This is a genomic window from Azospirillum sp. FG154 (assembly GCF_057809575.1).
On the sequence record NZ_JBMDKF010000006.1, the window covers coordinates 192,995 to 216,745 of the forward strand.

Annotated in this window: 22 protein-coding genes; 18 read left to right on the top strand and 4 right to left on the bottom strand. The window is 61.0% G+C overall.

Annotation, left to right across the window (positions count from 1 at the left end; all coding sequences use genetic code 11):
* Positions 1 to 69: 69 nt before the first annotated feature.
* From ACODS4_RS09625 to ACODS4_RS09640, 4 genes are all read right to left on the bottom strand, one after another.
* Positions 70 to 2,583 carry an NACHT domain-containing protein gene (locus ACODS4_RS09625; protein WP_488863044.1) on the bottom strand — a complete coding sequence of 838 codons (2,514 nt, stop codon included), beginning with the start codon at positions 2,581 to 2,583 and terminating at the stop codon, positions 70 to 72.
* Positions 2,584 to 2,972: 389 nt separating this feature from the next.
* Positions 2,973 to 4,514, bottom strand: a complete 1,542-nt coding sequence (locus ACODS4_RS09630; RefSeq protein WP_488863046.1) for a DNA primase family protein — start codon at positions 4,512 to 4,514, stop codon at positions 2,973 to 2,975.
* Positions 4,430 to 5,404 carry a bifunctional DNA primase/polymerase gene (locus ACODS4_RS09635; protein ID WP_488863048.1) on the bottom strand — a complete coding sequence of 325 codons (975 nt, stop codon included), beginning with the start codon at positions 5,402 to 5,404 and terminating at the stop codon, positions 4,430 to 4,432. Before ACODS4_RS09635 ends, ACODS4_RS09630 begins: the two co-directional genes overlap by 85 nt.
* The gene (locus tag ACODS4_RS09640) at positions 5,397 to 5,879 is read right to left on the bottom strand and encodes a hypothetical protein (RefSeq protein WP_488863050.1); all 483 of its coding nucleotides are present in this window, start codon (positions 5,877 to 5,879) and stop codon (positions 5,397 to 5,399) included. The genes ACODS4_RS09635 and ACODS4_RS09640 overlap by 8 nt, the downstream gene beginning before the upstream one ends.
* Positions 5,880 to 6,012: 133 nt before the next feature.
* On the opposite strand from ACODS4_RS09640, the gene ACODS4_RS09645 reads away from it, so the two are divergent.
* From ACODS4_RS09645 to ACODS4_RS09730, 18 genes are all read left to right on the top strand, one after another.
* Positions 6,013 to 7,743, top strand: a complete 1,731-nt coding sequence (locus ACODS4_RS09645) for a phage terminase large subunit family protein (protein ID WP_488863052.1) — start codon at positions 6,013 to 6,015, stop codon at positions 7,741 to 7,743.
* Complete coding sequence (locus tag ACODS4_RS09650; RefSeq protein WP_488863054.1) at positions 7,737 to 9,191, top strand: hypothetical protein; 1,455 nt, start codon at positions 7,737 to 7,739, stop codon at positions 9,189 to 9,191. The genes ACODS4_RS09645 and ACODS4_RS09650 overlap by 7 nt, the downstream gene beginning before the upstream one ends.
* 88 nt (positions 9,192 to 9,279) lie before the next feature.
* On the top strand, positions 9,280 to 10,416 hold the full coding sequence (locus ACODS4_RS09655) for a hypothetical protein (RefSeq protein ID WP_488863055.1): 1,137 nt from the start codon (positions 9,280 to 9,282) through the stop codon (positions 10,414 to 10,416).
* Positions 10,417 to 10,428: 12 nt separating this feature from the next.
* Positions 10,429 to 10,827 carry a hypothetical protein gene (locus tag ACODS4_RS09660; RefSeq protein WP_488863057.1) on the top strand — a complete coding sequence of 133 codons (399 nt, stop codon included), beginning with the start codon at positions 10,429 to 10,431 and terminating at the stop codon, positions 10,825 to 10,827.
* A 33-nt stretch (positions 10,828 to 10,860) separates the two neighbouring features.
* Positions 10,861 to 12,069 carry a hypothetical protein gene (locus ACODS4_RS09665; protein WP_119833228.1) on the top strand — a complete coding sequence of 403 codons (1,209 nt, stop codon included), beginning with the start codon at positions 10,861 to 10,863 and terminating at the stop codon, positions 12,067 to 12,069.
* 58 nt (positions 12,070 to 12,127) lie between these two features.
* Positions 12,128 to 12,466, top strand: a complete 339-nt coding sequence (locus tag ACODS4_RS09670) for a hypothetical protein (RefSeq protein ID WP_119833227.1) — start codon at positions 12,128 to 12,130, stop codon at positions 12,464 to 12,466.
* The gene (locus ACODS4_RS09675) at positions 12,450 to 13,163 is read left to right on the top strand and encodes a hypothetical protein (RefSeq protein ID WP_488863059.1); all 714 of its coding nucleotides are present in this window, start codon (positions 12,450 to 12,452) and stop codon (positions 13,161 to 13,163) included. Before ACODS4_RS09670 ends, ACODS4_RS09675 begins: the two co-directional genes overlap by 17 nt.
* 2 nt (positions 13,164 to 13,165) lie before the next feature.
* The gene (locus ACODS4_RS09680) at positions 13,166 to 13,708 is read left to right on the top strand and encodes a hypothetical protein (protein WP_488863061.1); all 543 of its coding nucleotides are present in this window, start codon (positions 13,166 to 13,168) and stop codon (positions 13,706 to 13,708) included.
* Positions 13,708 to 14,394, top strand: coding sequence for a hypothetical protein (locus tag ACODS4_RS09685; RefSeq protein ID WP_119833224.1), 687 nt, complete (start codon positions 13,708 to 13,710; stop codon positions 14,392 to 14,394). Before ACODS4_RS09680 ends, ACODS4_RS09685 begins: the two co-directional genes overlap by 1 nt.
* Positions 14,395 to 14,402: 8 nt before the next feature.
* A complete protein-coding gene (locus ACODS4_RS09690; protein ID WP_488863063.1) occupies positions 14,403 to 14,852 on the top strand; it encodes a hypothetical protein in 450 nt (149 codons plus the stop codon).
* Positions 14,853 to 14,948: 96 nt separating this feature from the next.
* Entirely contained in the window at positions 14,949 to 15,665 is a 717-nt protein-coding gene (locus ACODS4_RS09695) for a hypothetical protein (protein ID WP_488863065.1), read from the top strand.
* A gap of 55 nt (positions 15,666 to 15,720) precedes the next feature.
* Positions 15,721 to 16,110 carry a hypothetical protein gene (locus ACODS4_RS09700; RefSeq protein WP_488863066.1) on the top strand — a complete coding sequence of 130 codons (390 nt, stop codon included), beginning with the start codon at positions 15,721 to 15,723 and terminating at the stop codon, positions 16,108 to 16,110.
* A gap of 553 nt (positions 16,111 to 16,663) precedes the next feature.
* Positions 16,664 to 21,529 carry a phage tail tape measure protein gene (locus tag ACODS4_RS09705; protein ID WP_488863068.1) on the top strand — a complete coding sequence of 1,622 codons (4,866 nt, stop codon included), beginning with the start codon at positions 16,664 to 16,666 and terminating at the stop codon, positions 21,527 to 21,529.
* A complete protein-coding gene (locus tag ACODS4_RS09710) occupies positions 21,529 to 21,936 on the top strand; it encodes a hypothetical protein (protein WP_488863070.1) in 408 nt (135 codons plus the stop codon). Before ACODS4_RS09705 ends, ACODS4_RS09710 begins: the two co-directional genes overlap by 1 nt.
* Positions 21,933 to 22,418, top strand: a complete 486-nt coding sequence (locus ACODS4_RS09715; RefSeq protein ID WP_488863072.1) for a phage minor tail protein L — start codon at positions 21,933 to 21,935, stop codon at positions 22,416 to 22,418. The genes ACODS4_RS09710 and ACODS4_RS09715 overlap by 4 nt, the downstream gene beginning before the upstream one ends.
* A complete protein-coding gene (locus ACODS4_RS09720) occupies positions 22,415 to 22,918 on the top strand; it encodes an NlpC/P60 family protein (protein ID WP_488863074.1) in 504 nt (167 codons plus the stop codon). The genes ACODS4_RS09715 and ACODS4_RS09720 overlap by 4 nt, the downstream gene beginning before the upstream one ends.
* The gene (locus tag ACODS4_RS09725; RefSeq protein ID WP_488863076.1) at positions 22,903 to 23,223 is read left to right on the top strand and encodes a hypothetical protein; all 321 of its coding nucleotides are present in this window, start codon (positions 22,903 to 22,905) and stop codon (positions 23,221 to 23,223) included. Before ACODS4_RS09720 ends, ACODS4_RS09725 begins: the two co-directional genes overlap by 16 nt.
* Complete coding sequence (locus tag ACODS4_RS09730) at positions 23,214 to 23,750, top strand: tail assembly protein (protein ID WP_488863078.1); 537 nt, start codon at positions 23,214 to 23,216, stop codon at positions 23,748 to 23,750. The genes ACODS4_RS09725 and ACODS4_RS09730 overlap by 10 nt, the downstream gene beginning before the upstream one ends.
* Position 23,751 lies beyond the last annotated feature (1 nt).

The following is a 23,751-nucleotide window of genomic DNA, read 5'->3' on the forward strand; positions in this document are numbered from 1 at the left end:
GCCAAAGATTCGTTTTGAGTGCAGATTTGCAGATTTGCAGAGAAACTCTTAAATATAATTTTATTGATACTACCTCCTTGAAGATTTGTCTGCAATAGAGGCGTCGCCAACGCTAAATAATTCTAATCTTAAATGGCTTTTCTCAAAAAATTGCGAAAGATATTTCAAATCTTCATCGCTAATTTTATTTTTCTCCCTAGTAGAATTAATGTTCTTGATAATAGAAGAAATTGTGACGGAAAAGTATTTTGAACTAATAGAGAACTTTTTTGAAAGACCTATTCGTATAAATGGTGATAATTTTTCAAGTGCAGCCGAAAGATTAATTGTTATAGATGTGTTTCTATTTTCTTCTCTATCTTGTTCAGTATCTACGGCAGAAATAAGATAACACCAAAACATGAGGTCATCTTCAGGAGAAATCCATGAGTGAGAAAACATAGAAGATTTCTTGTTTTGCATTTTTTTAATTATATCTTCCACGGGAAAAAAACTTGACATGAAGCGCCCCTTCATTTCATCTGTTATATCACTATTACAACCCAAAACAAGAAATGAAATAAAAACAGTGGTTGCTTGTATCATGGTTGCGTTATATTTTGCAGAACTTTCAGTGGAGCTTACTTGCCTTCTATATATTGCTCTGGATAGATTTAATATTCTAATAGAAAATTTAATTCCTTCATCAGTAGCTTTGTATTCTACAGCGCCGTTTTCGGAGAAGAACGCAAGAAATATATACCAAGGGGAATTAAACATATTTCTTTTGATGTTTTTTGATATAGCGAATAATTTCGCGAAAAGATTTGTAGCTGAATTGTTATAATTTTCAGATCCAGTCCATTTCGCTAATTTGTTTAGCCAATCCTCAGCTTTTTTTTCGCCATATGGGTCTCTATCAATATGGGAGAATATAAATTCAACAATTACTGGATTTAACTGCATCCATAATGATGAAAGATCGTCTCTAAATTTAGAGTCAGACATTATATCGTCAGCTTTATATATGTATTCTGCAACTAGAAACTCCTGAATAGAACGATGGCCAAAATAAATTGTATTTTCTGATTTTTGCACAAGGCAGCCGCTGGTTAGTTCACGTGCCAAACCGATATCATCAAAATCATGCGCTATATCAAATGTAACTTTTTTGCAAATGAATGTTGGAATATCAGAAAAAGTTGTTGTTGATGCTTGTCCTCGTTCCCAGAGCCACCAAGCCACCGCTGCATTGAAATGTCGTCGAACCGATATACCAAATCCTGGATAGCGACCGATTTTTCTAACTTCACGCCAAATTAGATGATGAATAAATCGATCATACAATGAAAATATATCAACCTTATCTAAACTGGCCGCAGGATCTGTGGAAATATCACACAACATTTGCGCATGAACTGGGCGAACAATAAGATCATCAAAACTACCATCGAGTAATTTCCCAAGTCTATTTTCAACCCAAATTTTATCAACTGCAATTTCATTGTCATTACGGTACTTTTCCATCGCAACTAAAAAATATTTTGCTATGAAAGCTTTTGCCTCATTAATGCTAAAATCGCGAATATTTAAGTGTTTGATTGACCGTCGGCTATAGTCTGGCACGTCCTGTCCAATTGCCGTTGTATCTCTTCCTTGAATAATTGAGCGGAACTCAACTTCATCACGAAAAACCGTATCCCTTCCTAGAAACAAAATTCGCGCTTCACCCCGATCAAGTTCAAGAAGGCGATTCATATTTTGCTGGAAGCGGGGAAAAGTCATTCCATGCTTCATTTCATCAATTCCATCAAATATGACAAGAAAACATCCAGAATTATTTAACGAACAAAATAGAGAATAATGATAATTATGAACTCTGTATTGACCAGCGAGAATTTTACCCAACAATCCATCAACGGACTGCTCATCAACAATATCGCCTAGTGGAATAAGAATTGGAGCGCGTTTCGTCGGATCGATCAAAGCTTCCTTCGCCATAGTTACAGCTAAATTTCTAGCAAAGGTGGATTTTCCCCTTCCATAACTTCCTAAAATTGCTAGAGGCCGTGAATTGGGAGTGCAAAGCCAATTCTGAACGCACAGTTCAAGATCCTCATTAGTGCTTGCGTGAGGTGGTATATAATATTCTGAGACTCTATCATCTATATAACTATCAATAAGGCTAGATAAATATCCATCAACGTTAAATAAATTTCTTTGAAGCTCTTTGTAAGTAAAGCACTTCAGTCCTCTGTGCTCATTTATTAACTCTCGCCCATCCGGAGAAATTGGTCCTTTTGAGATTAGCCATGCATGATCGGCATAATTTTTCTCTATTTTTGCACGGTACTCCGTTATGAATTCAATACAAGATGACTTCTGTAAAGTCGTTTTGTGGTTTTTTGTTTCTATTATTAATCGCTGGCATCCAAATATAGATGTCTTTGTCCATTCACTATAACCATCAACTTTCTTAGAGCCAACTCTCATTTCTGGAATAATATTATGAAAACCGGCCACTGATAGTAGTGAGCACACGCGATCACGAAACATATTACCATTTTCAGTTGTTGACAGTGCTTCTGATGAGTGCTTTTCCATTGAATGATCACCTTGTAATTTAGGAAATCGTATCTAAAATCTTTGTGTGTTGGAAGATAGAAAATCAGAACATGGCGTTTTGTCATAATCTTGCCATCAAACAGAATCGATAATGAAAATAGTAGAATTAATTGAGAAATTAATAATAAAAAATATTTCAAGATAAATAAAATTACGATAGATTCGCATATAATCTCATAATAATATATGCAACGACAAGAAATTTACATTTTATGTGTTGTGGTTTTAATTGCATTGATGCGATTCACAATTTCTATTAACTTCTAATCTCCCCCTCTTTGCCGTGGCTGCCTATCTGAACCGGATCCGCGCGCTTGCCACGTTCTGCCAGTAGAACAGCTCGATCAGATCGGGCCGGGTGATTTCGATTACGCGGCCTCGGCGGGCGTCGCAGACGTGCCGTTCACGTACAACACTTGGGTGTTTCCATCCTTGTCCTTCTGCGAGATGGGCGTGAAGCCGAAGACGTTCGCCAAATTCTCCATCCGACCCAAGAAGCTCCTCAAGGTAACAGGCCGGGCATCCCCCGCCTCGGCGCAGAAGCGATAGTATTCGGTGTAGAGTTGTGTCGATGAGGTGGGGGCGGAATTCAGGCATAGGACGCCCACGCCCTTCTGCTTCATAAAAAAACGCACGCTGTCATTGGCGTCCGCCATTGCCTCCACGGCCTGGGCGTGAGACGCCGGGATGGTGTAGCTGTGCTGGCGGATCAGGCGCGGCATCGCCTGGATCGCCCAGGCGGTGATCGCCTCGCGCTCCTCGGCGATCAGGATGTCCGCGAAGTCGAGCTGCACGTCCTCCAGCGGGACCGGCTGGTTGAAGGTTAGAACCAGCCAGCGGCGGTTGAAACCTTCCGACGTGTCCCTGGTCTTCGGCAGATGGTTCGACCCGAACCAGTGGGCGCACATCGGTCGGATGTCAAAGGAGTCCTTCCCCTTGTACTGGACCGGGATGCTCTCGCCCTCGACCACCTGCTTGAAGATGTCGCCCTGGATGTATTTGCTTTCGGACAGCTCGCCCGCCACGTTCAGCAGCTTGCCGACGAAGCCGACCGGCATGAACTTGTCGCCCCAGGTGTTCGGCGGGATGTTGCTCACCGCCTCCTCGGGCAGCAGGCCGCGCATCACCTTCAGCACCTGGGACTTGCCGGAGCGGGCCACGCCGACCAGCAGGACCGCGCGCTGGAGGCGCGGCGCCATGCCCATGAGCGTGGCGCACATGGCCTCCTGAAGGGCCGTGATCTTCTCCGGGCGGTCGGCGTCCTTGGCCCAGCGCTCGTTCAGAAACGCCAGCCAGCGGGGGCAACGGTCGGCCAGTTCGGGCATGCAGCGGTAGGGCAGACAGTAGGTCGCCCCATAGGCCGGATCGTGCGGCAGCATCCGGCCATCCTGGGAAAGGTAGCCGTTGGCGAAGTTGATGCCGACGAGGGCGCTATCGACCAGCGGGCGGGAGACCTTGCGGCCCATCACCTTGAGGATGCCGCTGTGATCCGCCGCCTTGCGGGCGGCCGGAAGATCACCGTAGTCGTTCGAGATCAGGCGGTAGATGTCCTCGTCGATCTTCCGTTCCCAGTGCGAGCCGGTCCAGGACCAGAATTTGTTGAAGGCGAAGCGCACCTCGCCGAAGCGGCGCAGGTCGGCCAGCACCTGTTCGGCGATCTCGCTGTGGTCGGTGCCGACCACCTCGCCCTGGCGCAGCTCCCGCAGCCGCCGCTTCAGCGACGTGAAGGAGATGCCGGTCATCGAGGTCTCGGCGATCCAGCGGAGGATTTGCTCCTCGTGCAAGGCGTCGAACCGCTGGCGGGCGATCCGGTCCAGCGCCTTGTTCACCTCATCGACGCGGCGAAGATCCTCGGGAGGAAGCGCGCCGAGCGCCGGTCCAGGTGGGTCCGCACCTGTTCGGGCGTCCATTCCTGATTCTCGTCGGTGATGACGTTCAGGCCCAGCCCGGACTTCATCGCCTCCGACAGGTTGGCGTCCCAACCGACCGGCAGCATGCGGCGCTTGTCCCCGGTCACGTCCGAGACCAGGAACTCCGCCATGCGGACGATGCCCTTGTTGATGTCAACGTCGTCGCCCGCCACCTTTTCCACGCGGGCGTCGTGCCAGCCGCGCATCTGGGCGACGGCTTCGAGGAACGTGACCTCGCCCCGCAGGATGGTGTTGGCGTAGAGACCGGCGACCTGGATCATCCGGTTGTCGCGGGCGCCCGGCGCCACCCATTCCGTCAGCTTGGTGAAGCCGTTCGCCGACAGCTCGTAGCCGAGTTCCTTCAGCCCCTCGCGAAGGATGATCTCCACATCGCGCGGGAGAGGCGGAAGCTCGTCGTAGACCTCCAGCAGATCGACGTTCGCCCGGTAGGGAAGCCCGGTGTCCGGGTGGATCGACGGCGGGATCACGAGCTGCGTCTTGGTGGACAGCAGTTCCATGATGGTCGCGTCGTCCGCCTGCTTGATGCGGAAGGTGCGGTGCCCCGACCAGCGGAAGGCCAGAGCGAAGCCCTTGCGTCCGAGACGCCGCCACGGGCTGCGCGGCAGCACGGTGTCGATGAACTGGTGAACCTTGGGGTCGTCGGTGTCCACGTCCAGCATCTCGATGCCGGACTGGGGGCCGAGCGCGACGCCGATGTTCCCGTGGGCGAACTCCGACAGCCATCGGGCCTTCTGGTCTTCGGTCGGCAGGCTGTCGCTGAACATCTGCCAAGCGTCGATGGCGGGGCGTTTCTGGCCCTTGACGAGCGGGATCGCGGGAATGCCGCGCGCCCAGAAGGCTGGGGCGTGCGCGGCGAAGAGGTCAGCCATGGTCGTCCTGGGTTTCGAGGGCGGCGCCCAGGCGTTCCATGGCTTCGGCCCGCTGGTCGGGCGTCAGCATGTCCTCGAAAATGCCCAGCACGATGTCCTGGAACTGACCAACCGCCTTCATGCTGCTGGCCCGCTCCGTCAAGGAGATGAGCTTTTCCAGCAGGGCGGTGCGGGTCCGGTAGTAGGACATCCGCTCGGACACGTCGTCGGCCTTCAGCTTCTGGCCGAAGTCGCGGATTTCCAGGTAGAGGGCTTGGGTTTCGTCTTCGAGGATTTGTTGCTTCGATCCGGCGCGGCGCAGAAAAGCCTGGGGGCTGTCGCCGGAACCCGGAGCCAGGAGCTTCAACAGCTCTTTGACCTTGGCGTCGTAGGGGCAGTCATCCGCGTCCAGATAGGCCGGGTCCAGCCGGAGCTGTTCCTGCACCACCTGGAGCGGGGCCAACGTCTTCTGACTGAGATCAGGGTAGAAGCGCATGGGCGGCCTGGAGTGGGGGGAGGCCCAGATCGTTCGCGACAACGCCCCCTGGGCGCAACGCCAGAGACGTTAGCGAGGATTTGCTAACGTCCTTTCGCTGTGCGCCAAGTCGTCGCCCGACTACCGTCGCCCAATGACCCGTCCAATCCAAGACTTCCTGTCGCGCGCCCGCGCCCGCTTCGATGTCGATCAGGCGGCGAGCTACGGCGACTGGATCACGCAGAACACATTGCTGCGGGGGCGGCCATTCTCGATGGCGAAGTACCCGTTTCAACAGGCCATCGCCGATGACATGCACGAGAATTTGTCGGTCATCAAATGCGCCCAGGTTGGTTTGACCGAGGTTCAGGTCCGCAAAATCCTCGCCTTCGTGAAGCGCAACAAAGGGGTCAACGCGATCTACACGTTGCCCGACGAGGCGATGTTCAAGAAGGTCAGCCAGATGCGGGTGAAACCCTGCATCGAAGAGAACGCCGTCTTCCAACCGGAGAGCGGGGAGAAAATGGTCCGCTCGATGTCCACGATGCAGTTCGGCACGAGCTTTCTGCTGATGACCAACGCGACGGAGGGCGCCGCCACCTCGACGCCCGCCGATTACCTCGTCCACGACGAGGTGGACCTGACCGATCAGGGAATGCTGTCCCTGTTCCAGTCGCGTCTCCAGAATTCCGAATGGCGGATCAAGCACCGCTTCTCGACCCCGACCTTCTTCGGCTTCGGGATTGACGGCGACTATGAGGTGACGGACCAGCGCGAGTGGGTCATCCGCTGTCCCTATTGCCGACACGTCCAGATCCCGGACTTCACCCGCGACTTCGTGGTGATCCCCGGCCTGCCCGACGACATCGAAGACCTGGGGCACATCACCGAAAGCCTGATGCCCAAGCTGGACCTTCTCGGCGCCCACGTCATGTGCGAGCGCTGCCACCAAGGCCCGCTCGATCTGGATGATGAGGATCGCCGCTGGGTCGCCCAGCGGCCCGACATCCAGCACGCGCGGGGCTATCGGGTCCGCCCGCTGTCCACCGGCCGCATCGGCATCCCCTACATCATCGGCCAGCTTCTGGAATACAAGCGCCGCGACTACCTGCGCGGCTGGTCAAACACGGTGCTGGGCAAGCCCTACATCGACGGCAACATCCGCCTGGAGCGCGCCGACATCGAGGCGTGCATCGCCCCGGTCCCGACCCGGCCGGATGAGGTGGACCCGACCCGCCCGCATTTCCTGGGCATCGACATGGGCGCGGTCTGCCATCTGATCCTGGGCGTCGGCACGCCGGAGGACTGCGACGCGCTGCTGTTCGAGACGATCCCGGCCAACGACATTGTGGACCGGGTGAAGGGCCTGTGCGGTCAGGTCAACATCGTGGCCGGGGCGGTTGACCGTCACCCCTACACCCCGACCGCCCACGACATCTTCGAGGCCAGCGGAAAGAGGGTGTTCCCCGTCGAGTACCGAGGGTCGGCCGAGATCAACATCGTCTTCGACGAGTTCAAGAACCCGGCCTACGCGCAGGCCGACCGCACCTCGCTCCTCGACGTGGCGGCCAAGTCCGTCCGCTCGAAGAGGATCACCCTCTGTGGCTACGGCCACCAGAAGGAAACGATCATCACCCACTTCCGCGACAACGTGCGCGACGAGAAGCCGGAAAGTCCGGCCCGCTGGGTGAAGCTGAAGGGCGACGACCATTACTTCCACGCCCTCGGTTTCATGCTGTTCAGCGTCCGCCTCTGGCAGGCGCTTCAGCCGCTGCGCAAGGCCGAGACGCGAACCCTCTACGAAACCATCGGCGCGGACTGGGTGCCCGACGACGTGGGTCTCCTGGTTCCGTCGCGCCACAGCCAGGGGCTGCTATCATGGTGATGGACCTGTTCAAGCTCGGGGGCTTCAAGCGCCGGGCCAATCGTGGCGGCGCCTCGATCACCAACACCTTCAACGGTCAGACGCCGGGCGGGCTGCTCTCCGTCCCGATGTACCAGGAACACATGCGCGACCTGTTCAAGGACAGGTTCCGCAAGGACAGCCGCTCCATCATGAAGGAGGCGTTCCAGGGCGACCCGGACGTGAGCGCCGCCGTCAACGCCTATCTGACCGTCTCGAACACCGACATGCTGGTCAGCGTGCATGATGAGCTGGGGAACCTGGACCGCGAGGGGTACGCCGTCCTTCAGCAGATCATCCGGCGCCTGACGGTGCAGTCCGACTTCTCGGCCTTCCAGCTCAAACCCTCTCTCCGGCTGCTGGCCGCCGAGATGCGCTACATGATTCTGCTGCGCGGCGGCGTGGCGAACGAGCTGGTGTTCGACCGCACCCTGGCCCCCAACGAAATCCGGCAGGTGGACCTCGCCACGGTGCGCTGGAAGGAGCCGAAGCCCGGCCAGTACAAGCCGGTGCAAATCCCGGCGCGGGGGGTGGGGGAAGTCCCGCTCGACATCCCGACCTTCTTCGTCAGCTTCTTCCGCCGCGACCCGACCTCGATCTACACGAACAGCCATTTCGTCTCGGCGATCAACACCATCGCCGCGCGTCAGCAGGTCATCAACGATCTGTACCGGATCATGTACGTCACCGGCTTCCCGCGCATCGACATCAAGGTGCTGGAGGATGTGGTTCGCCAGTCCGCGCCCGCCGACGTTCAGGCGGACGCCGACAAGATGGCGAATTGGGCGCGGAGCAAGTTGCAGGAGATCGCCAAGTCCTTCGGCTCGCTGCGGGTGGATCAGGCGTTCATCCATTGGGACAGCGTGGAAGCCTCCATCATCAACGACGACAACCCCGGCGTGGGCATCGACATCTCGAAGGTCATCGACGTTCTGAACGCCCAGAACCAGGCGGCCCTGAAGGTGATGTCCACGATCATCGGCCGGGGAGAGAGCGGCGTGAACACGGCGTCGGTCGAGGCCCGCATCTTTTCCATGAACGCGGACGAGATCAACGAGCCGGTGGCTGACAATCTGTCCCGCCTCTTCACCTTCGCGCTGATGATGCAGGGCCGCGCCAACTACGCGGTGGTCCGCTTCCGCAAGGCGGAACTCCGGCCTTCGCTGGAGCTGGAAAACCACATGACGATGCGCCAGTCCCGTCTGCTGTCGCTGCTGTCTCTGGGCCTCATCAACGACGACGAGTTCCACATGGAAATGTTCGGTCGCCACCGGCCGGACGATGCGCCCGCCCTGGCCGGCACCGGCTTCATGACGGTCAGTTCGACCGCCACCGACACCGGCGCCGAGGAGAGCGGCAACGCCCTGGACCGCAGCCTGACCCCGGAGGGCGGCGCCGTGGCGGACAGCAAAATGGTCAAGAAGAGTTAGGGCTGGATCAGTAATCCCTATCACGTTGAAGCAGCCGAACCCATTCGGTCAACTTGCCCAGACCTCACCCCTTTACTTGGATGACGGCATGGGCAAGCGGGTCCAAGTCACCGACGTCATTGCCAGCCGGATCAGGAAAACGGCCGGCAACGACGTCAATCTCGACAAACTCGTGGTCTACGAGGCCCTGGCGTTGAACACCCTGCCGATCCGGCAGAAGGGGTCGATCTTCGACGGCGCCGTGGTTTCCGAACGCACGATGACCGAGATGGCCGTCCTGCTCCAGCGGGGCGAGGGCGTGCCGATCCAGGTGATGCACGACACCAAGGTGCTCCCGGTCGGCAAGGCGTTCTGGGCCGAGATCACGCGCGACCGCTCCAACCGCCCGCAGCTTCCGGTCCAGTTCTACATCCCGAACACCGAGACCGATCTCATCAACAAGATCGAGAACGCCACAGTCGATGAAGTGTCGGTGGGGTTCCAGGCCAAGGCGATCACCTGTTCCAAGTGCGGGTTCGACTATCTCGGCCCGGACGCGGACTTCATGAACGTCCTCTCCCTGACCTGTGAGAACGGCCACGCCATCGGCAAGGACAGCGTCCACACGCACGTCGATGGTCTCAGCGCTTGGCACGAGATGTCCCTGGTCGGCAAGGGGGCCGCGAACGGGGCGAAGATTCTGTCCCAGGCCGACGCGCAGGGCACCGCCCTGACCGCCAGCGGCACGACGGGCAAGGCCCTCCTCCTTCAACTGACGGCATCGAAAGAACCCACCATGCCCGATCCCGTGACCGTGAACCTGTCCGAACTGACGGGCTTCGCGTCCCAGTTGGCGACCGCCCAGGCGGACCTCGCCACCGCCAAGAAAGACCTCGACGCCAAGGGCGGCGAGGTCGCCAGCCTGACCGCCAAGATCGACGGCCTCAACACCCAGATCACCGAACTCGCGGCGAAGCTGGCCGAGGCCGAGACGGTCGAGCCGGTCAAGATCGACACCGATCCGACGCTCTCCTTCCTGGCGGACCAGTTCACCAAGCTGCACGTCGCCCTCGGCCAGAAGAACGCGACCGCGCCCAAGACGGCGACGGAGCTGATCGCCGGCATCACGGCGGCGCAAGCCAAGCTCTCGTCGCTGATCCCGGTCGGCGGGGTCGCCAACGGCGCGGTCTCCGACGCCGCCAAGGGCGCCGGCTTCACCAACGCCGCCTTCAAGTCGCGCAATTAAGGAGCAGGTTCCATGGCCTACAACGGCATTGGCATGGGTGTGACGCTGCTGGGTCTCGACCACCCGGAGTTCGGCTACACCGTCTATCTCGCCTCGGGCACCGGCAAGGCCCATGTCGGCTGCGCGCTGTCGGCGGACAGCACGGCCAACACGATGAAGCCCGCCGCCGATGGCGACATCGTCCGGGGCGTCCTCTTCACCGTCGAGGACCGCAGCCAGGAAGGCATCCTGGTCGGCACCATGCAGACCAAGGGCGGCTACAAGCTGCCGGTCAAGAGCGGCGCCACCATCAACGTCGGCCAGTCGGTCGTCGGCGCCGGGGACGGGACCGTCAAGGCGGCGACCACCGCGCAACCCAACAATTTCGTGGCCGAGGTTCTGACCGGCTACGTCGTCGTCGTCTTCCAGTAAGCCCGCGTCGGCTTCAACAGGGGTCTCAATCCTATGCCCGAAGTTCGTTCCCTCAATGAGATCCAGCGCCGGTCGCCCGAAGCGGTGCTCGCCGGTCTCACCACCGAAGGCCAGTCCCGCGACGCCGGGCTGCGCCTGCTGCGTGACGCCAACAGCTTCGGCATCGGCGTCCGCGATTACCTGCTGCTGTCCATCGACCCGCGCCTGTCCGAGACGCCGGCCCGCTTTGACGGGCTGAACGGCTACGAAGCCTCGCTGGCCTTCCTCAACATGCCGGTGCGCAACGACTTCGCCAACGGCATCACCCTTCAGGCGGCGTCCCAGACCTTCCAGACCTGGGAAGGCAGCCGGGCGATGTTCCCGGAGGTGGTGGACGACATGATGCGGTGGGCCTACCGCCAGGACACCCTGGAGACGGTCGAGCCGCTGGTCTCCAACAGCCGCACCATCTCCGGCCCGGAACTCATCACCGCCGTGATCCTGGACCCGGACAACGACAAGGACAACTACCGCACCTCCGTGGTGTCGGAAGGTGGCCGCATTCCGGTTCGCACGATCCGCATGACCGAGAATTCGGTCAAAATCTGGAAGCACGGTTCGGGCTACCAGACGACCTACGAGTTCAGCCGCCGGGCCTCGCTCGACATGCTGACCCCGTTCGCGGCCCGCGTTCAGCGCGAGCTGGAACGGTCGAAGGTCGGTGTGGCGACGACCGTCATGCTGAACGGCGACGGCGTGCATCCGGCGGCGGGCGTGGTCAAGCAGACGGCGTTCGGCGGCACCCAGTCCGGCCGGATCGAGTACAAGCCGCTGCTGAAATGGCTGGTTTCGCGCGCCAAGGCGGGCGTGCCGGTGGACATGGTGATGGGCAACTGGGACGCCTACGTCGAGTGGCTGATGCTGTTCATGGCGCCGGCCATCGCGAAGGTCGCCTCCGGCGAAGGGCTGGACACCAAGACGGCGGCCGAGCGGCTGGCGTCCGTGGGCGTCGGCCTCCAGGCCAGCCTGCCGGTGCTGAATTTCAACGTCGGCTTCGCCCTGTCCTCGACCATGGGGGACGGCAAGCTGCTGGGCTACACCAAAGCGGAAACGCTGGAGGAACTGGTCGAGGCGAACTCGATGATCTCCGAGAGCGAGCAGTCGATCCGCAACCAAGTCATCACCTACGTGAAGACCCAGAGTTCGGGCTACAAGCTGGCCTTCGGCGACACCCGCGAAATCTACGACTACACGACCGCCTGATCGTGGGCCGTGACGGGGCGTCGGCCAACGCCGCCCCTTCTGACTTTGGGGGACCCCGATGAAAGCCATCCTGAACACCAAGGGCAACTTCCTGCTGCTGGACCCGTCGTCGGGCCAGGAGGTTCCCTATCATCGCCCGGCGGTGGTCGAGGTGACGAACTTCTTTCAGGCCCGCCTCGGCATCGGTCAGCTTGAGGTGATCCACGCCAACCTCCCGGACATCGCCGACGACAAGGAATTGGCGGCGTGCATCAAGGAGCATGGCGTGGATGAGGGGGTCGAGACCTACCTGCTGACGCTCGCCGCCCTGACGGCCACGCCCGACGAGGACGAAGCGTCGTTCATGCCGGAGACCTTGCCGCCCGCCAAGGCGAAGACCGATGGCGATCCGGTATGAGATCGCCGGGGAGGATGTGACGCTCGTCCTTCCCCTCCTCATCGACGGCGACGGCACGACCGCCGATGACGGGACCGTCGCCATCACGCTGCGCGACCACCTCGGCGCCATCGTCTACGCCGACACGCTCTCCCTGTCCGAGGACGCGACCGAGTTTCTGTTCAGCGTCGCCGCCCATCTGAACGAGAAGACCCGCGCGTTCGAGCGCCGGACGATCACCTACCGCTGGACCGCCAACGGGCGTCCGGCCAGCCGCACCGTGACCTATGTCCTGGCCGATTACGTGGCGATGGACGCCACCCCGGACATGGTGCGCGAGCGGTTGGGGGTCTCCCGCGCTGAACTGGCCGACGCCGAGATCGACCTGTTGGGCGCCTACCACACCCTGGCCGACACCCTCGGCGGGACGGCGCTGGCCGACCGGCTGGCCTCGGGGACCACGGACATGCTGCGGGCCAACCGCGCCATCGTCCTGACCGCCGCCCTGTCCCTGCTGCCCTCCCTGCGCCTGAAGGCGGCCCAGGCCGAGAAGTCGGGCGACGAGAGCTTCACCCGCTTCGACATCGACTGGGACGCCCTGGAAACCGCCCTGAAGGACGAGGCGGCGTCCTCGACCTCCAGCTCGGCGACGGGTACGGGCGCCCCGCTGTTCATGCTCTCCGTCGCTCCCGATCCGCTCAACCCGTGGGATGATTGACCATGCCCGAGATGTCCCGCCTGGGCGCGCGTTACGACACGACCTACCGGGACAGCCGGGGGCGACGGGTGACGGGCCGCTTCGTCGCCGTGCCGGAGAGCAACCCAACCCAGGTCGTCCCCCAGAAGCGCCTCTTCCGCACACCGGCCAACACGATCCTGCGTCCGGGCGACATCCTCCTCGATCTCCCCGGCACCCGCTATCTGCTGGCGGAAGGACCGGCGGGCGTTTATCGGCAGGAGGTGGTGAAGCGGACCTTCCGCTGCATCGAACTGGACCATCACCTTCCATGGACGCGGCGCACCGCGAAGATCGACCCGGTGATGAAGGTCGAGATCGACGACGCCGTCGCCGACCTGGGGCTGATCTGGTGCAACGTCGATCCCCGCGACGAGCGGCTGGAGCGCTCCTCGAAAGTCGCCAGCAGCTACGAGAAGTTCAAGCTCTACACCAACGCCGCGCTCCAGATTGACGACAAGGTTGGGGACTACCTGATCGTCCGCGTCGAGAAGGTCGCCGGGGTTATCGTCGCGGACGCCCAGTGATGGCGGGGAAGAGGTTCGATCCCGACCTCATCCTTCGCAACGTCCGGGTCGCGTTCGAGGAGCGCACCGACCAGGAGATGGAGCGCCGCATCCAGACGGTGGTCCGCAACGTCCGGCGCGAGCAGTCCAAGTTCTTCACCATCCTGGCGACCCAGACCATCGGCACGCTGAACACGCCAGCCAATGTGGATTTCGGGGCGGCCCTTGGTCCCGTGAAGGGTGGGCGCGTCCCCTGGGAGACTCTGTCCGATGGCTGGCGCAAGGAGAAGAACCCAGCCCACCGGGATCGGTTCTTCATGAACACGGGCAGCCTTGCCGAACAGTTGATGGCGATGTCGCCCTTCGACCTGTTCGGAACCCCGGATTATTACCGGGGCAAGCGCCTGAAGAACGACGCCAAATACACCTGGACCATCCGCCTCTTCCCCGCTCTCAGCCGCCGGTATCCCCAGTTCGCCGGGTTGGAGAAGCACCCGAAATTCGCCGCCAGCGGAGTCGGAAAGAAGTTCTACGCGCGGCCAGCCGGCGGCAAGGGCAAGCCCATCATCAAGCGGCCCTTGCTCCAGCCCTTCCTGGTGACGTGGAACCTGCGCCTCCAGAAGGTGATACTGCGCACGCTGGGTCGTTCCAACTCCTCGCGTGAGGCCAACACGCTGGGCCGCACCATCGGTGGGGCCATCGAATAGGAACCATCATGTCCTCTCATTTCCTGCACCTTTTCAAGTCCACCGTCCGCGTCGTGACCGACACGATCCAGGAGGTGAAGGACGCGGGCATCGCCGACGCCCAGTTCATGAACATGGACGACATGGCCGAGATCGCCGAATGGCCCAACCTGGACCTGATCGGCATGGCCCAGTTCTCCATCACGTTCGACGACCATCTCATCGACATGACCTGCGCCTTCGGCGTCTCGCCCTACCAGGACCGGCAGCTCCTCCGGCACATCACGATCATGGATCGTCTGGTCGATAAGCTGAAGCCGATGGCGACCCATCCTGTCTTCCATGCGGACACGGGCGACACGCTCGGCTGGATGAAAGTCACCAATGGGACGACGGTGCGCGGCATGGAGCGCACCGAAAGCCGACCGCTTCAGTTCATCGTCGCCAGCTTCGTGACCAGCCTGACCTACCAGCTCTGATCCGGCATTAGCGCCGCGTTGCTAATCGCTATGCTGTGGCGCCAGATTCCCCCGTTGGTCATCCATTGGAGCACTGCTTATCCACAGGAGTGACCCATGGCCGGTGAGGCGAAATCCACCAGCTTCGTGCTCGGCACGGCGACCGTGATGATCGGCCCGCGTGCGGATGTGTTCGAGCTGACCCCCGAGGAACATTCCATTGGGCTGGTGAAGAACTTCACCCTCAGCGGCGATCCCTCCTACCTCGACCTGACGCACGGCGTCCGCAACACCATCGTCTATTCCGTGATGACCTCCTTCCCGATCAAGGCGACGATGGAGGTTTTCGAGTTCACCTCGAAGAACCTGATGTACGGCCTGGGCCTCGACGGCACCGGCCTGGACACCACGGCGGCCTCGACCACCGGCACGGTGCCGACCGTCTTCCCGACCGCCACCGGCTGGTACGTCTGTCAGGAAAACACCGAGGGGCGCGACCTCGTGTTCGCCGGGCAGCAGAGCGCGGACATCCCCGACAGCATGGGCTTCACCGCCGCCGCCCGCATCCGCAAGATGAACATGGTCCCGGTCGGCAAGAAGGATGAGCAGCCGTTCCTCGGCGCCAAGATCGTCGGCATCCTGCCGGAGGGCAACGAGCCGGTCACGATCATCATCCCGAAGATGCGCATCCAGAAGGGCTTCACGCTGGCCTTCACGACCGACAACTACTCGAACATGCCCTACGAGTTCACGCCGTTCGACACGGTTCCCGGCGACGCCCACCACAGCATCTTCAAGGATGTGGGCGTGGCGATGATGCTGACCGGCAACTGACCGAGATGACCCCTCCGGTTTGGGCCGGAAGGGTTCCCCATCCCCCCGCGAGGACATGATGACCATCCCCCTCAACCGCACCCTGACCCTTGAGATCAACGGCAAGAGCCGCGACCTCTTCATGTCGTTCGGTCTGCTGAACGAACTGGCCTCCCTCCTCGGCGACGTGGACCGGCTGACCGAACTGCCGATCAATCACGAGCTGCGCACCGTCATCCTGAAGGCGGTCCTCTCCGAACGCACGAAGGCCGGAAAGATCGTGACCGAGGCCGACCTGTCGGAGATCGACATGGACCCGCAGGACGTTCCGAAGATCCTCGCCTGGGTTGGGGAATGGGTGGTCGATTTTTTCATTCAGTCCGGCGAAGCCGTGAAGTCGGTCTTCGTCGCGAACATGGAACGGGTGAAGTCCCTGACCTCCTCACCGAATGGTACCGCAGCCTGACGTTCGACGAGGCGATCTGCTGGGCGTTCGACACGCTGCCAAGCCGCCTCTGCGAACTCTATTGGTCCATTTCCTGGGATGATTTGCGCACCCAAGTCCGCCTCAAGCTTGGGAACGAACAGGCAAAATCCAACCAAGGCGTCGTCTCCCTGATCTTCGTCGCCTCGAAGATATTCGGCGGCAAGCCCGGCCCGAATGGAGGCGCCGCCGCCCGCCCCGTGAAGAACGCCCGCGAAGCACAGATGGCTTGGTCCGCTCTCATGCGGGCGTCAAAGGGTGGATGAACATGGCGACATCGGACTACGAGTTTTCCGCCTCGGTCAATACGACATCAGCCGAGCAAGCTCTCAAGAATCTTGAGGGCCTGCTGCGTCGCGTCGCTCAGGAAGCCATCCGATTTGACGCCGCCTTGAAAGCAATCGGCGGACAAGATCTTAAGATAAAGGACGTAAAAGCCACTCTCAATGCACTAAAGACTGAGTTTTCCCTGCTGAAAGTGGGGGATGTCAACGCCTCGCGCTCGAACGCGGCGTTCGAGGGCGTCATCAAGGGCATGACCGACAAGGCGAAGGTCGAGCTGCGGAAGTTCGGCGACACCGCCAGCCTCGAAGCCAAAGCGTCGCTGAACCGCTTCCAGAACACGCTGAACCAGGGCGCCCGGTCTCTCAACCAGGACGGCCTGCTGAACGACGTGCTGGGCGGGAAGTTCAAGGCGGCGAATTCGACCGCTGGCCTGAAGCGGCAGATCGGCGACCTGACCTCCCTCTACAACAGCTTCTACGACAATCTCGGCCGGAAGCGGGAGGGCAGCTCCGTCCTGGAAAATCTGGGCGGCGCGCTGTCCCAGGCCCAGACCAAACTGAAGCAGGTCGCCGACCCGATCACGGCGACCGTTGCCGACGCGCGCAAGCAGGTTCGCGACCTCGGCGCCGAGCTTGCCTCGGTCGTGATGCAGTCCGACCGGAAGAAGCAGACCCTCGGCGCCCGCGCCTATGAGGGGGACGCCCTCTCCACGGTCAAGCGGGGCGGGATCGGCGACCTGTCGGATCAGCAACTGAAGCTGGCCGAAAAGGCGGCGGCCCGCGTGCGCGAGACCACGCGCGGCGAGCTGGAGAGCCTGAAGGCCCAGCAGTCCAGCGCCTCGGCCATCGCCCAGAAGAACCGGGAGCTGGAACGCACCGCGACCCTGGAAACCCAGATCACGGCCGAGCTGTCGCGCCGGAAAACGGCCTCGGCAACGCCGGTCAAGTCCACCCAGGAAAAGGCCGACGCCTCCTGGGACATGACGTTCGCCCGCGTCAACGCGGGCGGCGGGGCCAAGCTGCTGGAGATGCAGGCCCGCCTGCTGGTGAACTATCAGGCCATCAACGCCGCCTTGTCGTCCTTCAGCTTCGGCGCCCAGTTCGTCAAGGAACTGGACGCCGAGATGCGGAACCTCCAGGCGATCAGCAACACCACGGACACCGCCATGCAGGGTCTGCGGCAGACGCTGATCGGCGTGTCCGAGGACACCAAGTTCACGGCGGTGGAGGTGACGAAGGCCGCCACCACCATGTCGCAGGCCGGGTTCTCGACCGACCAAATCCAGGGCGCCATCAAGGGCGTCACCCTGCTGGCGACCGCCACCGGGTCCGACCTTGCCCAGTCCGTGGACGTGGCGACCTCCATCGTGGGCGTGTTCAACGTCCGCGCCGAGGAGATGGGACAGGTGGCGAACCAAGTCACCTCGGCCCTGAACCTCTCGAAGCTGACCATGGAGAAGCTGGCGACCGGCATCCAGTACGCCGGCAACATCGCGGCGGACAACAACGTGAGCTTCACGGAGTTGGTCACGGTGATGGGGGCGATGTCGAACGCCGGCATCAAGAACGGTTCGACGCTGGGCACCGGCATCCGGCAGTTGATGATCGACCTTCAGAACCCGACCGAGAAGCTGATTTCGGGGCTGGCGAAGGTTGGCCTGACCATGGCCGACGTGGACGTGCGCTCGAAGGGGTTGATCGGGGTGCTCCAGACCCTGAAGGATTCCGGTTTCACGACCGCCGACGCGATCCAGACCTTGGAGGTGCGGTCGGCGGCGGCCTACTCGGCGGCGGCCAAGTTCACGGACGGCATGGCCGAGATGCAGCGGCAAATCCTCCTGTCGAACGCGGCGGTCGAGGCGAACGACATCCAGATGAAATCCTTCGAGAACACCTGGAAGCAGTTCACGTCGGTGTTCGGAACCTTCGCCGATCAGATCGGGCGGGGGGCGCTCCTGGCGCTGCGCGACCTCGTGGCCGGCGTCTCGGACGTCGTTTCGGCCATGTCCAGGATGTCCGCCATCGGCGCCATCGGGGACGCCGGCATCGCCGCCGCCTTCACCGCCATGGCGATGGCGGCGCTGAACCTCATCAAGAACCTGACCCCGGTGCGCGCCCTGATCGGCGGCGTGGGCGCCGCCATGACCGCCACGGCGGCGACGGCGGTCTCCATGGCGACCGCTGTGAAGACGGCTGGCGGCGTCTCGGCGGCGTTCACCGCCAGCCTCGCCAGCTTGCGCGGCGGGCTGCTGACGGCCCAGGGAGCCACGGCGGCCTTCAGCACCGCCATGACCGGCTTGGTCGCCGTCCTGTCCCGTTTCATTGTGCCCGCCGCGATCTTTCTGATCGCCGAGAGCTTCATCTCCGGCGCCCGAGAAGCGGATCGCTACACCTCGGCCATCGACCAAGCGAAGGCGAGGGTCGATGAGCTGAACGGTCGGGTGCAGCAGCAACAGGAAGCCATGCAGTCCGTCTCCAAGCAGATGGACATCTACCAGGATCGGTCGGAGCGCCTGAAGTCGCACCAGGACGAATTGAGCGTGGCCGTCCTGGAAGCCGAACAGAAATTCGGGAAGCTCGGTTTCACCATGGACGGGTTGGAGCCGACCTTCGACACCATGATGCGGGCCTTGCAGAACCTGCAAGGCAAGCTGGCCGAGGATTTCACCGGCAACCTTGAAGCCCAACTCGACGCCCTGGGCAACAAGGTCAGGACCACCCAGCTCCAACTTCAAAGCTTTGGCGACCTGAACCAGATCGGCCCGCTGTTGGCGGGGATCGGCGAGAGCGACGCCCTGACCGTGGAGCGGACAGCCGTCCCGAAGAAGGCCCGGACGGGGAACTTCGTCAACGACACCTACGAGGGTGTCATGGACATCGTCACGAACCCCGTTCAGCGGTTCAAGGCGGACATGGCGGCCTTGTTCAACGACAAGGCGACCCTGGCCCAGCTCCGGCCCGACAGCATCACCGGGCTGAACACGTCGGCGCTGAAGACCGACCTCGGGAAGCAGATCACCAGCCACCTTCAGCAAGGCCCGAACGCCAACGTCAACGACGTCAACCGCAGCATTGGGGACATCGAGCGCCGGATCATCGAGACCCGGCGCTCGGGCCAGGACACCTCCGGGCTTGAGAAGCTGAAGGACACCCTGGAGAAGTTGAGCACCGGACTGGTCAACATCCGTGCCGATGAACAGAAGCAGAAGGACATCAAGGACAACCAGCTTCCCGCCGCCAAGTTCATGGAGACGGTCGGCCCCGCGCTGGAGCAGCAGGTTCGCGAGTACAAATCGCTCACCGACAGCGTGAAGCGACAGGTCGATGCCGCCGGTTCGGCCCGCGAAAAGGACAAGGTCCTGAAGGAGAACCAGCCCAAGTTGGAGGCGGCGAAGTCCGCGCTCACGTCCGCGCGGGGCGGTTTGGCGGGGGATCAGCAGAAGGTCTTCGACAAGCTGATGGGTTCGACCATGAACGAGGTCGAGCATGTGGTCGAAGGCATGGGCGACGACATCGCCGACAGCCTAGACAAGGCCGAAAAACGGGTGAAGCAGGAGCGGGCCAAGCGGCTCGAAGCCCAGCTCACCCGGCTTGGCCGCTTCCGCAAGGGCGAGGACCCGAACCAGGGCGATGTCGAGAGCCGGATCACCCAGGTGAAATCGGTCGGCGCCGAGCTGATGGACGCCGAGCTGTCGGCCTTGCGCACCCAGCTTGAGGGCGACAAGGATTTGGCCGGCAACCCGGAGGAGATCGAAGCCGCGCTGAACGAGCGGAAGATGGCGATCCAGGAAAAGATCGACGCCTCCGTCGAAGGTCTCGGTCGCCTGTATGACGGCATGGAAAAGTCGCTCACGCTGAAGACCGAGAGCGCCATGGCCGCCCTGAAGCGGCTGGACAAGGAGAGCAAGGAGACGCTGGAGCAATCGACCTTCGAGGCCGCGACCCCGACCCGGATGCGGTCGGTCACGATCAACGCCAAGAAGGAGATGGTCTCGCGTGGTCTCGCGAACGAAACCGACATCGTTGCCCTGGACATGGACCAGCGCGACGACCAGGACAAGCTCGAAGAGACCATGGTCGGCCTCTACAAGCGGCGGGCGGACGACATCGCCGAACTGATGCGGAAAGCCACGGAGGCTTCCGACGCCGAAATCAGGAAGATGGAGGAACTGAAGGCCGCGTCCGAGGATGCGACCAGGGGGCTGAACGCGCGCAAGGAAGCCCAGAAGGACTACAACGAGACCGTCAGCGAGCACAAAACCACCCTGAACGAAGTGACTTCCTTGACGATTGCGCACAAGGACGCCCTTCGTCAGGTCGAGGAGCAGCAAGAGAAGGTTCGGGCGAAGAACGAAGACCTGTCCGGCAACTGGACGAAAGCCTGGAAGGCCAACACCCAGAAGACGCTGGAGACGGCGGGGGCGTTCAAGACCTTCCAGGACGCGACCATCGCCCTGGGGCAGACGGCCATCACCGAGGGGATGAGCGGCCTCTCGACCTTCATCTCCGATCTCGCGTCGGGCGCCAAGACGGCGGGCGAAGCCTTCCGCGACATGGCCCGGTCCTTCGCCACGGCTCTCCTGAACATGGCGTCGCAGCAGGCCGCCGCGTCCGTCATGGGGGCGCTGTTCGGCAACGCGGCCACCGGCAATTCAGGGACCAGCGGGGCCGCCAGCGGCGCGTCCAGCGGCATCATCTCCTCGCTGGGGAGCTGGGTCAGCTCCCTGTTCTACACGGGCGGCCCGGTGCGCAACGCCAGCGGCACCCGGCTGCGCCTTTCCACCGGCAGTGTGTCGGGGGTGGATGTCGGGCGCGACAGCGTGGACGCGATCCTGCGTCCCGGCGAGTTCGTCATGAACAAGTCGGCGACCGACGCGGTGGGGGAGGATTTCCTGGCCGACTTGAACGCACGCGGCGCGGCGGCTCTGCCGAGCCAGATGCCGACCATGCCGAAGCCCACCCAACCGGCCCCGGTCAAGACGAACGTCTACGTCGTGTCGCCGGATCGCGCCCCGCAGATGGGGCCGAGCGATGTGGTCGCCACAATCAGCAACGACATCGCGACCGGCGGTTCCGTCAAGCAGCTCATCAAGTCCGTTGTCGCCGGGAGGATGTGATGGCCGACATCGAAGAGTACATCTGGAGCGCCTTCCGATGCTCCGTGAAATACGGCGACGTGAACCCGAGCATGCAATTCGGGATGAACTGGGAGTTCGTGGCGGCCCCGGAAGCCCCGGCGCTGAAGCAGCTCACCCTCCAGTATGAGAGCCTTTGCTACTATTCGGACTGGGACGCCGCCGGGGAATACCTCGTTCCCAACAAGGAGAGGAGTCCGGCAACCAACATGTGGCTGTTGGAAGCGTTCTATACCCGGCACCTCCGACACAAGACGTTCAAGATCGCCACACCCGGCTACGGCTATATTCACTGCCGCTTCAAAGAACCCCTCGAAATACCCGACGGCATTGTGGACGGCTACGGCTGGACCGAAAACTTTGAGGTTGTTCTCCAGGAGGTACGATGAGCCTGCCACCGACCGACCATCAATGGGACGCCGTGAAGCTGACGGGCGACGGAAAGGTCGATCTCTTCGAGATCGTCTGCCTGGATGGCATGACCTTCTTCCTGAAGAACAACGACACGGTGACGTACAACAGCGTCACCTATGAGGGGGTCGCCCTTCAGTTCGGGGGTTCCCGGCGCACCTCGAAGGAGGAAACACCGCGTCCGTCGCTGACGCTGGTGAACCCGGAAGGGGTTCTGAGCCAGTACGTCCTGGACGAGCTGTTCGACTTCGGCAAGGTCGTGCGCCGTCAACTTCTCCGCACCGAGTTGGACGGCGACACCGGCTCCCCCTACGAGGAGAAATACTTCATCGCGCGGGCGACCTCGCTGACGAAGCGCAGCGTGACCTTCGAGCTGCGCGGCTACAGTGATCGGTTCAACGCCAACATCCCGGCCCGCATGTATCTTCTCCCGGATTTCCCGATGGTGAGCCTGCAATGACCCTGCGGTATCAACACCTGATGGACCGCGAGTTCGTCTTCGGCAAGACCGATTGCCTGACGCTGGTGCGGGACATCTATCGGGACAGCTTCGGCATCGCCATCACCAACTACGCCCGCCCCACCGCGTTCTGGGAGCACGGCTTCAACCTCTACATCCAGTTCCAGGAACGGGAGGGGTTCAAGATCGTGGACTACGACCCCTTCGGGATGCAGCCGGGCGACGTGTTCGTGTGCGCCATCATGACCAAGGTCCCAGCCCACGCGGCGGTCTATCTGGGGGATGGCCGGGTGGTTCACCACCTCCCTCCGAGTGAGCGGCAACCCGCCCGGCGGGGGCGCCCCTCGGTCGATCCCGTTAAGGGCCTCATCCGTAACACCCTGTGCGCTTGCTTGAGGCATGGCGACGTGGTGGTAAAGGAAGACTTGGGCGAGCCGGTCAATTTGATTGAACGCGCCCCGGACTTCATCAAACGGAGGCTGCTGTGCCCGAGCGCCTGACCGAGTTTTACGCCGACGAGGGACCCGAGCGCATTGGGTTCGTCTTTAAGGACGGAACCATCGCCGAAGTGGTGAACGTCTACGAGAACCCCCTGGAAGGGGCCAGCATCGCGCCGGAAGACCTGTTGGAATGGCTGCCCCATTCCTCCGGCCTTTGGCACACCCACCCTGGCAAGCCGTCGAACCTCACCGTCCAGGACATGCGGTCCTTCAAAGCCTTCCCCGATCACACCCATTACATCGTGGGCCAGGACGGGATCGCCGAATATGTGGTGGATCGCGGCGAGGTGATCCGATGCGCGTGATCTTCCACGGTCATCTTCAGAAGCTGTGCCCCGTCGTCCACGACATGAAGGTGGACAGCCCGTATGAGGCGCTAACCGCGCTGGTATCCCAGATCCCCGCTCTGCAAATCGTCCGTGGCGGCCAAGGCTATCCGTGTCGGGTCGTCGGGTTCCGCACCCCCCAGGCCCTGATGCGGCGCAGCGACGTGGAGGAAATCCACGTCATGCCCGACTACACGGTGGCCGGCAAAGCCGGCTCGTGGATACAGATCGGGATCGGCGCCATCCTGGTCGCGGTCGGCGCCTACACTGGCAACGCCTTCCTCATCAACGCGGGCGTCGCCCTCATCATGGGCGGCATCCTCCAACTGCTGGCGCCGTCACCGAACAAGGACGGCAACCCCGACGCCTCGAAATATCTGGGGGCGCCGAAGAACACCGTGGCAATGGGCACGCGCATCATCATCGCCTATGGCGTCAACCGGCTGTACGGCCAGTTCCTCTCCTACGATGTGAATGTGATCGGCGTCCCTGTCGCTGGGGAATGAG

Bases quoted from the DNA above. Each gene is read 5' to 3' on its own strand.
- ACODS4_RS09675 (WP_488863059.1), top strand. From the start codon at position 12,450: ATGGCGATCCGGTATGAGATCGCCGGGGAGGATGTGACGCTCGTCCTT.
- ACODS4_RS09670 (WP_119833227.1), top strand. From the start codon at position 12,128: ATGAAAGCCATCCTGAACACCAAGGGCAACTTCCTGCTGCTGGACCCG.
- ACODS4_RS09715 (WP_488863072.1), top strand. From the start codon at position 21,933: ATGAGCCTGCCACCGACCGACCATCAATGGGACGCCGTGAAGCTGACG.
- ACODS4_RS09660 (WP_488863057.1), top strand. From the start codon at position 10,429: ATGGCCTACAACGGCATTGGCATGGGTGTGACGCTGCTGGGTCTCGAC.
- ACODS4_RS09640 (WP_488863050.1), bottom strand. From the start codon at position 5,879: ATGCGCTTCTACCCTGATCTCAGTCAGAAGACGTTGGCCCCGCTCCAG.
- ACODS4_RS09680 (WP_488863061.1), top strand. From the start codon at position 13,166: ATGCCCGAGATGTCCCGCCTGGGCGCGCGTTACGACACGACCTACCGG.
- ACODS4_RS09655 (WP_488863055.1), top strand. From the start codon at position 9,280: ATGGGCAAGCGGGTCCAAGTCACCGACGTCATTGCCAGCCGGATCAGG.
- ACODS4_RS09685 (WP_119833224.1), top strand. From the start codon at position 13,708: ATGGCGGGGAAGAGGTTCGATCCCGACCTCATCCTTCGCAACGTCCGG.
- ACODS4_RS09730 (WP_488863078.1), top strand. From the start codon at position 23,214: ATGCGCGTGATCTTCCACGGTCATCTTCAGAAGCTGTGCCCCGTCGTC.
- ACODS4_RS09635 (WP_488863048.1), bottom strand. From the start codon at position 5,404: ATGGCTGACCTCTTCGCCGCGCACGCCCCAGCCTTCTGGGCGCGCGGC.
- ACODS4_RS09665 (WP_119833228.1), top strand. From the start codon at position 10,861: ATGCCCGAAGTTCGTTCCCTCAATGAGATCCAGCGCCGGTCGCCCGAA.
- ACODS4_RS09700 (WP_488863066.1), top strand. From the start codon at position 15,721: ATGATGACCATCCCCCTCAACCGCACCCTGACCCTTGAGATCAACGGC.
- ACODS4_RS09705 (WP_488863068.1), top strand. From the start codon at position 16,664: ATGACCGACAAGGCGAAGGTCGAGCTGCGGAAGTTCGGCGACACCGCC.
- ACODS4_RS09645 (WP_488863052.1), top strand. From the start codon at position 6,013: ATGACCCGTCCAATCCAAGACTTCCTGTCGCGCGCCCGCGCCCGCTTC.
- ACODS4_RS09710 (WP_488863070.1), top strand. From the start codon at position 21,529: ATGGCCGACATCGAAGAGTACATCTGGAGCGCCTTCCGATGCTCCGTG.
- ACODS4_RS09720 (WP_488863074.1), top strand. From the start codon at position 22,415: ATGACCCTGCGGTATCAACACCTGATGGACCGCGAGTTCGTCTTCGGC.
- ACODS4_RS09690 (WP_488863063.1), top strand. From the start codon at position 14,403: ATGTCCTCTCATTTCCTGCACCTTTTCAAGTCCACCGTCCGCGTCGTG.
- ACODS4_RS09630 (WP_488863046.1), bottom strand. From the start codon at position 4,514: ATGGACGCCCGAACAGGTGCGGACCCACCTGGACCGGCGCTCGGCGCG.
- ACODS4_RS09625 (WP_488863044.1), bottom strand. From the start codon at position 2,583: ATGGAAAAGCACTCATCAGAAGCACTGTCAACAACTGAAAATGGTAAT.
- ACODS4_RS09650 (WP_488863054.1), top strand. From the start codon at position 7,737: ATGGTGATGGACCTGTTCAAGCTCGGGGGCTTCAAGCGCCGGGCCAAT.
- ACODS4_RS09695 (WP_488863065.1), top strand. From the start codon at position 14,949: ATGGCCGGTGAGGCGAAATCCACCAGCTTCGTGCTCGGCACGGCGACC.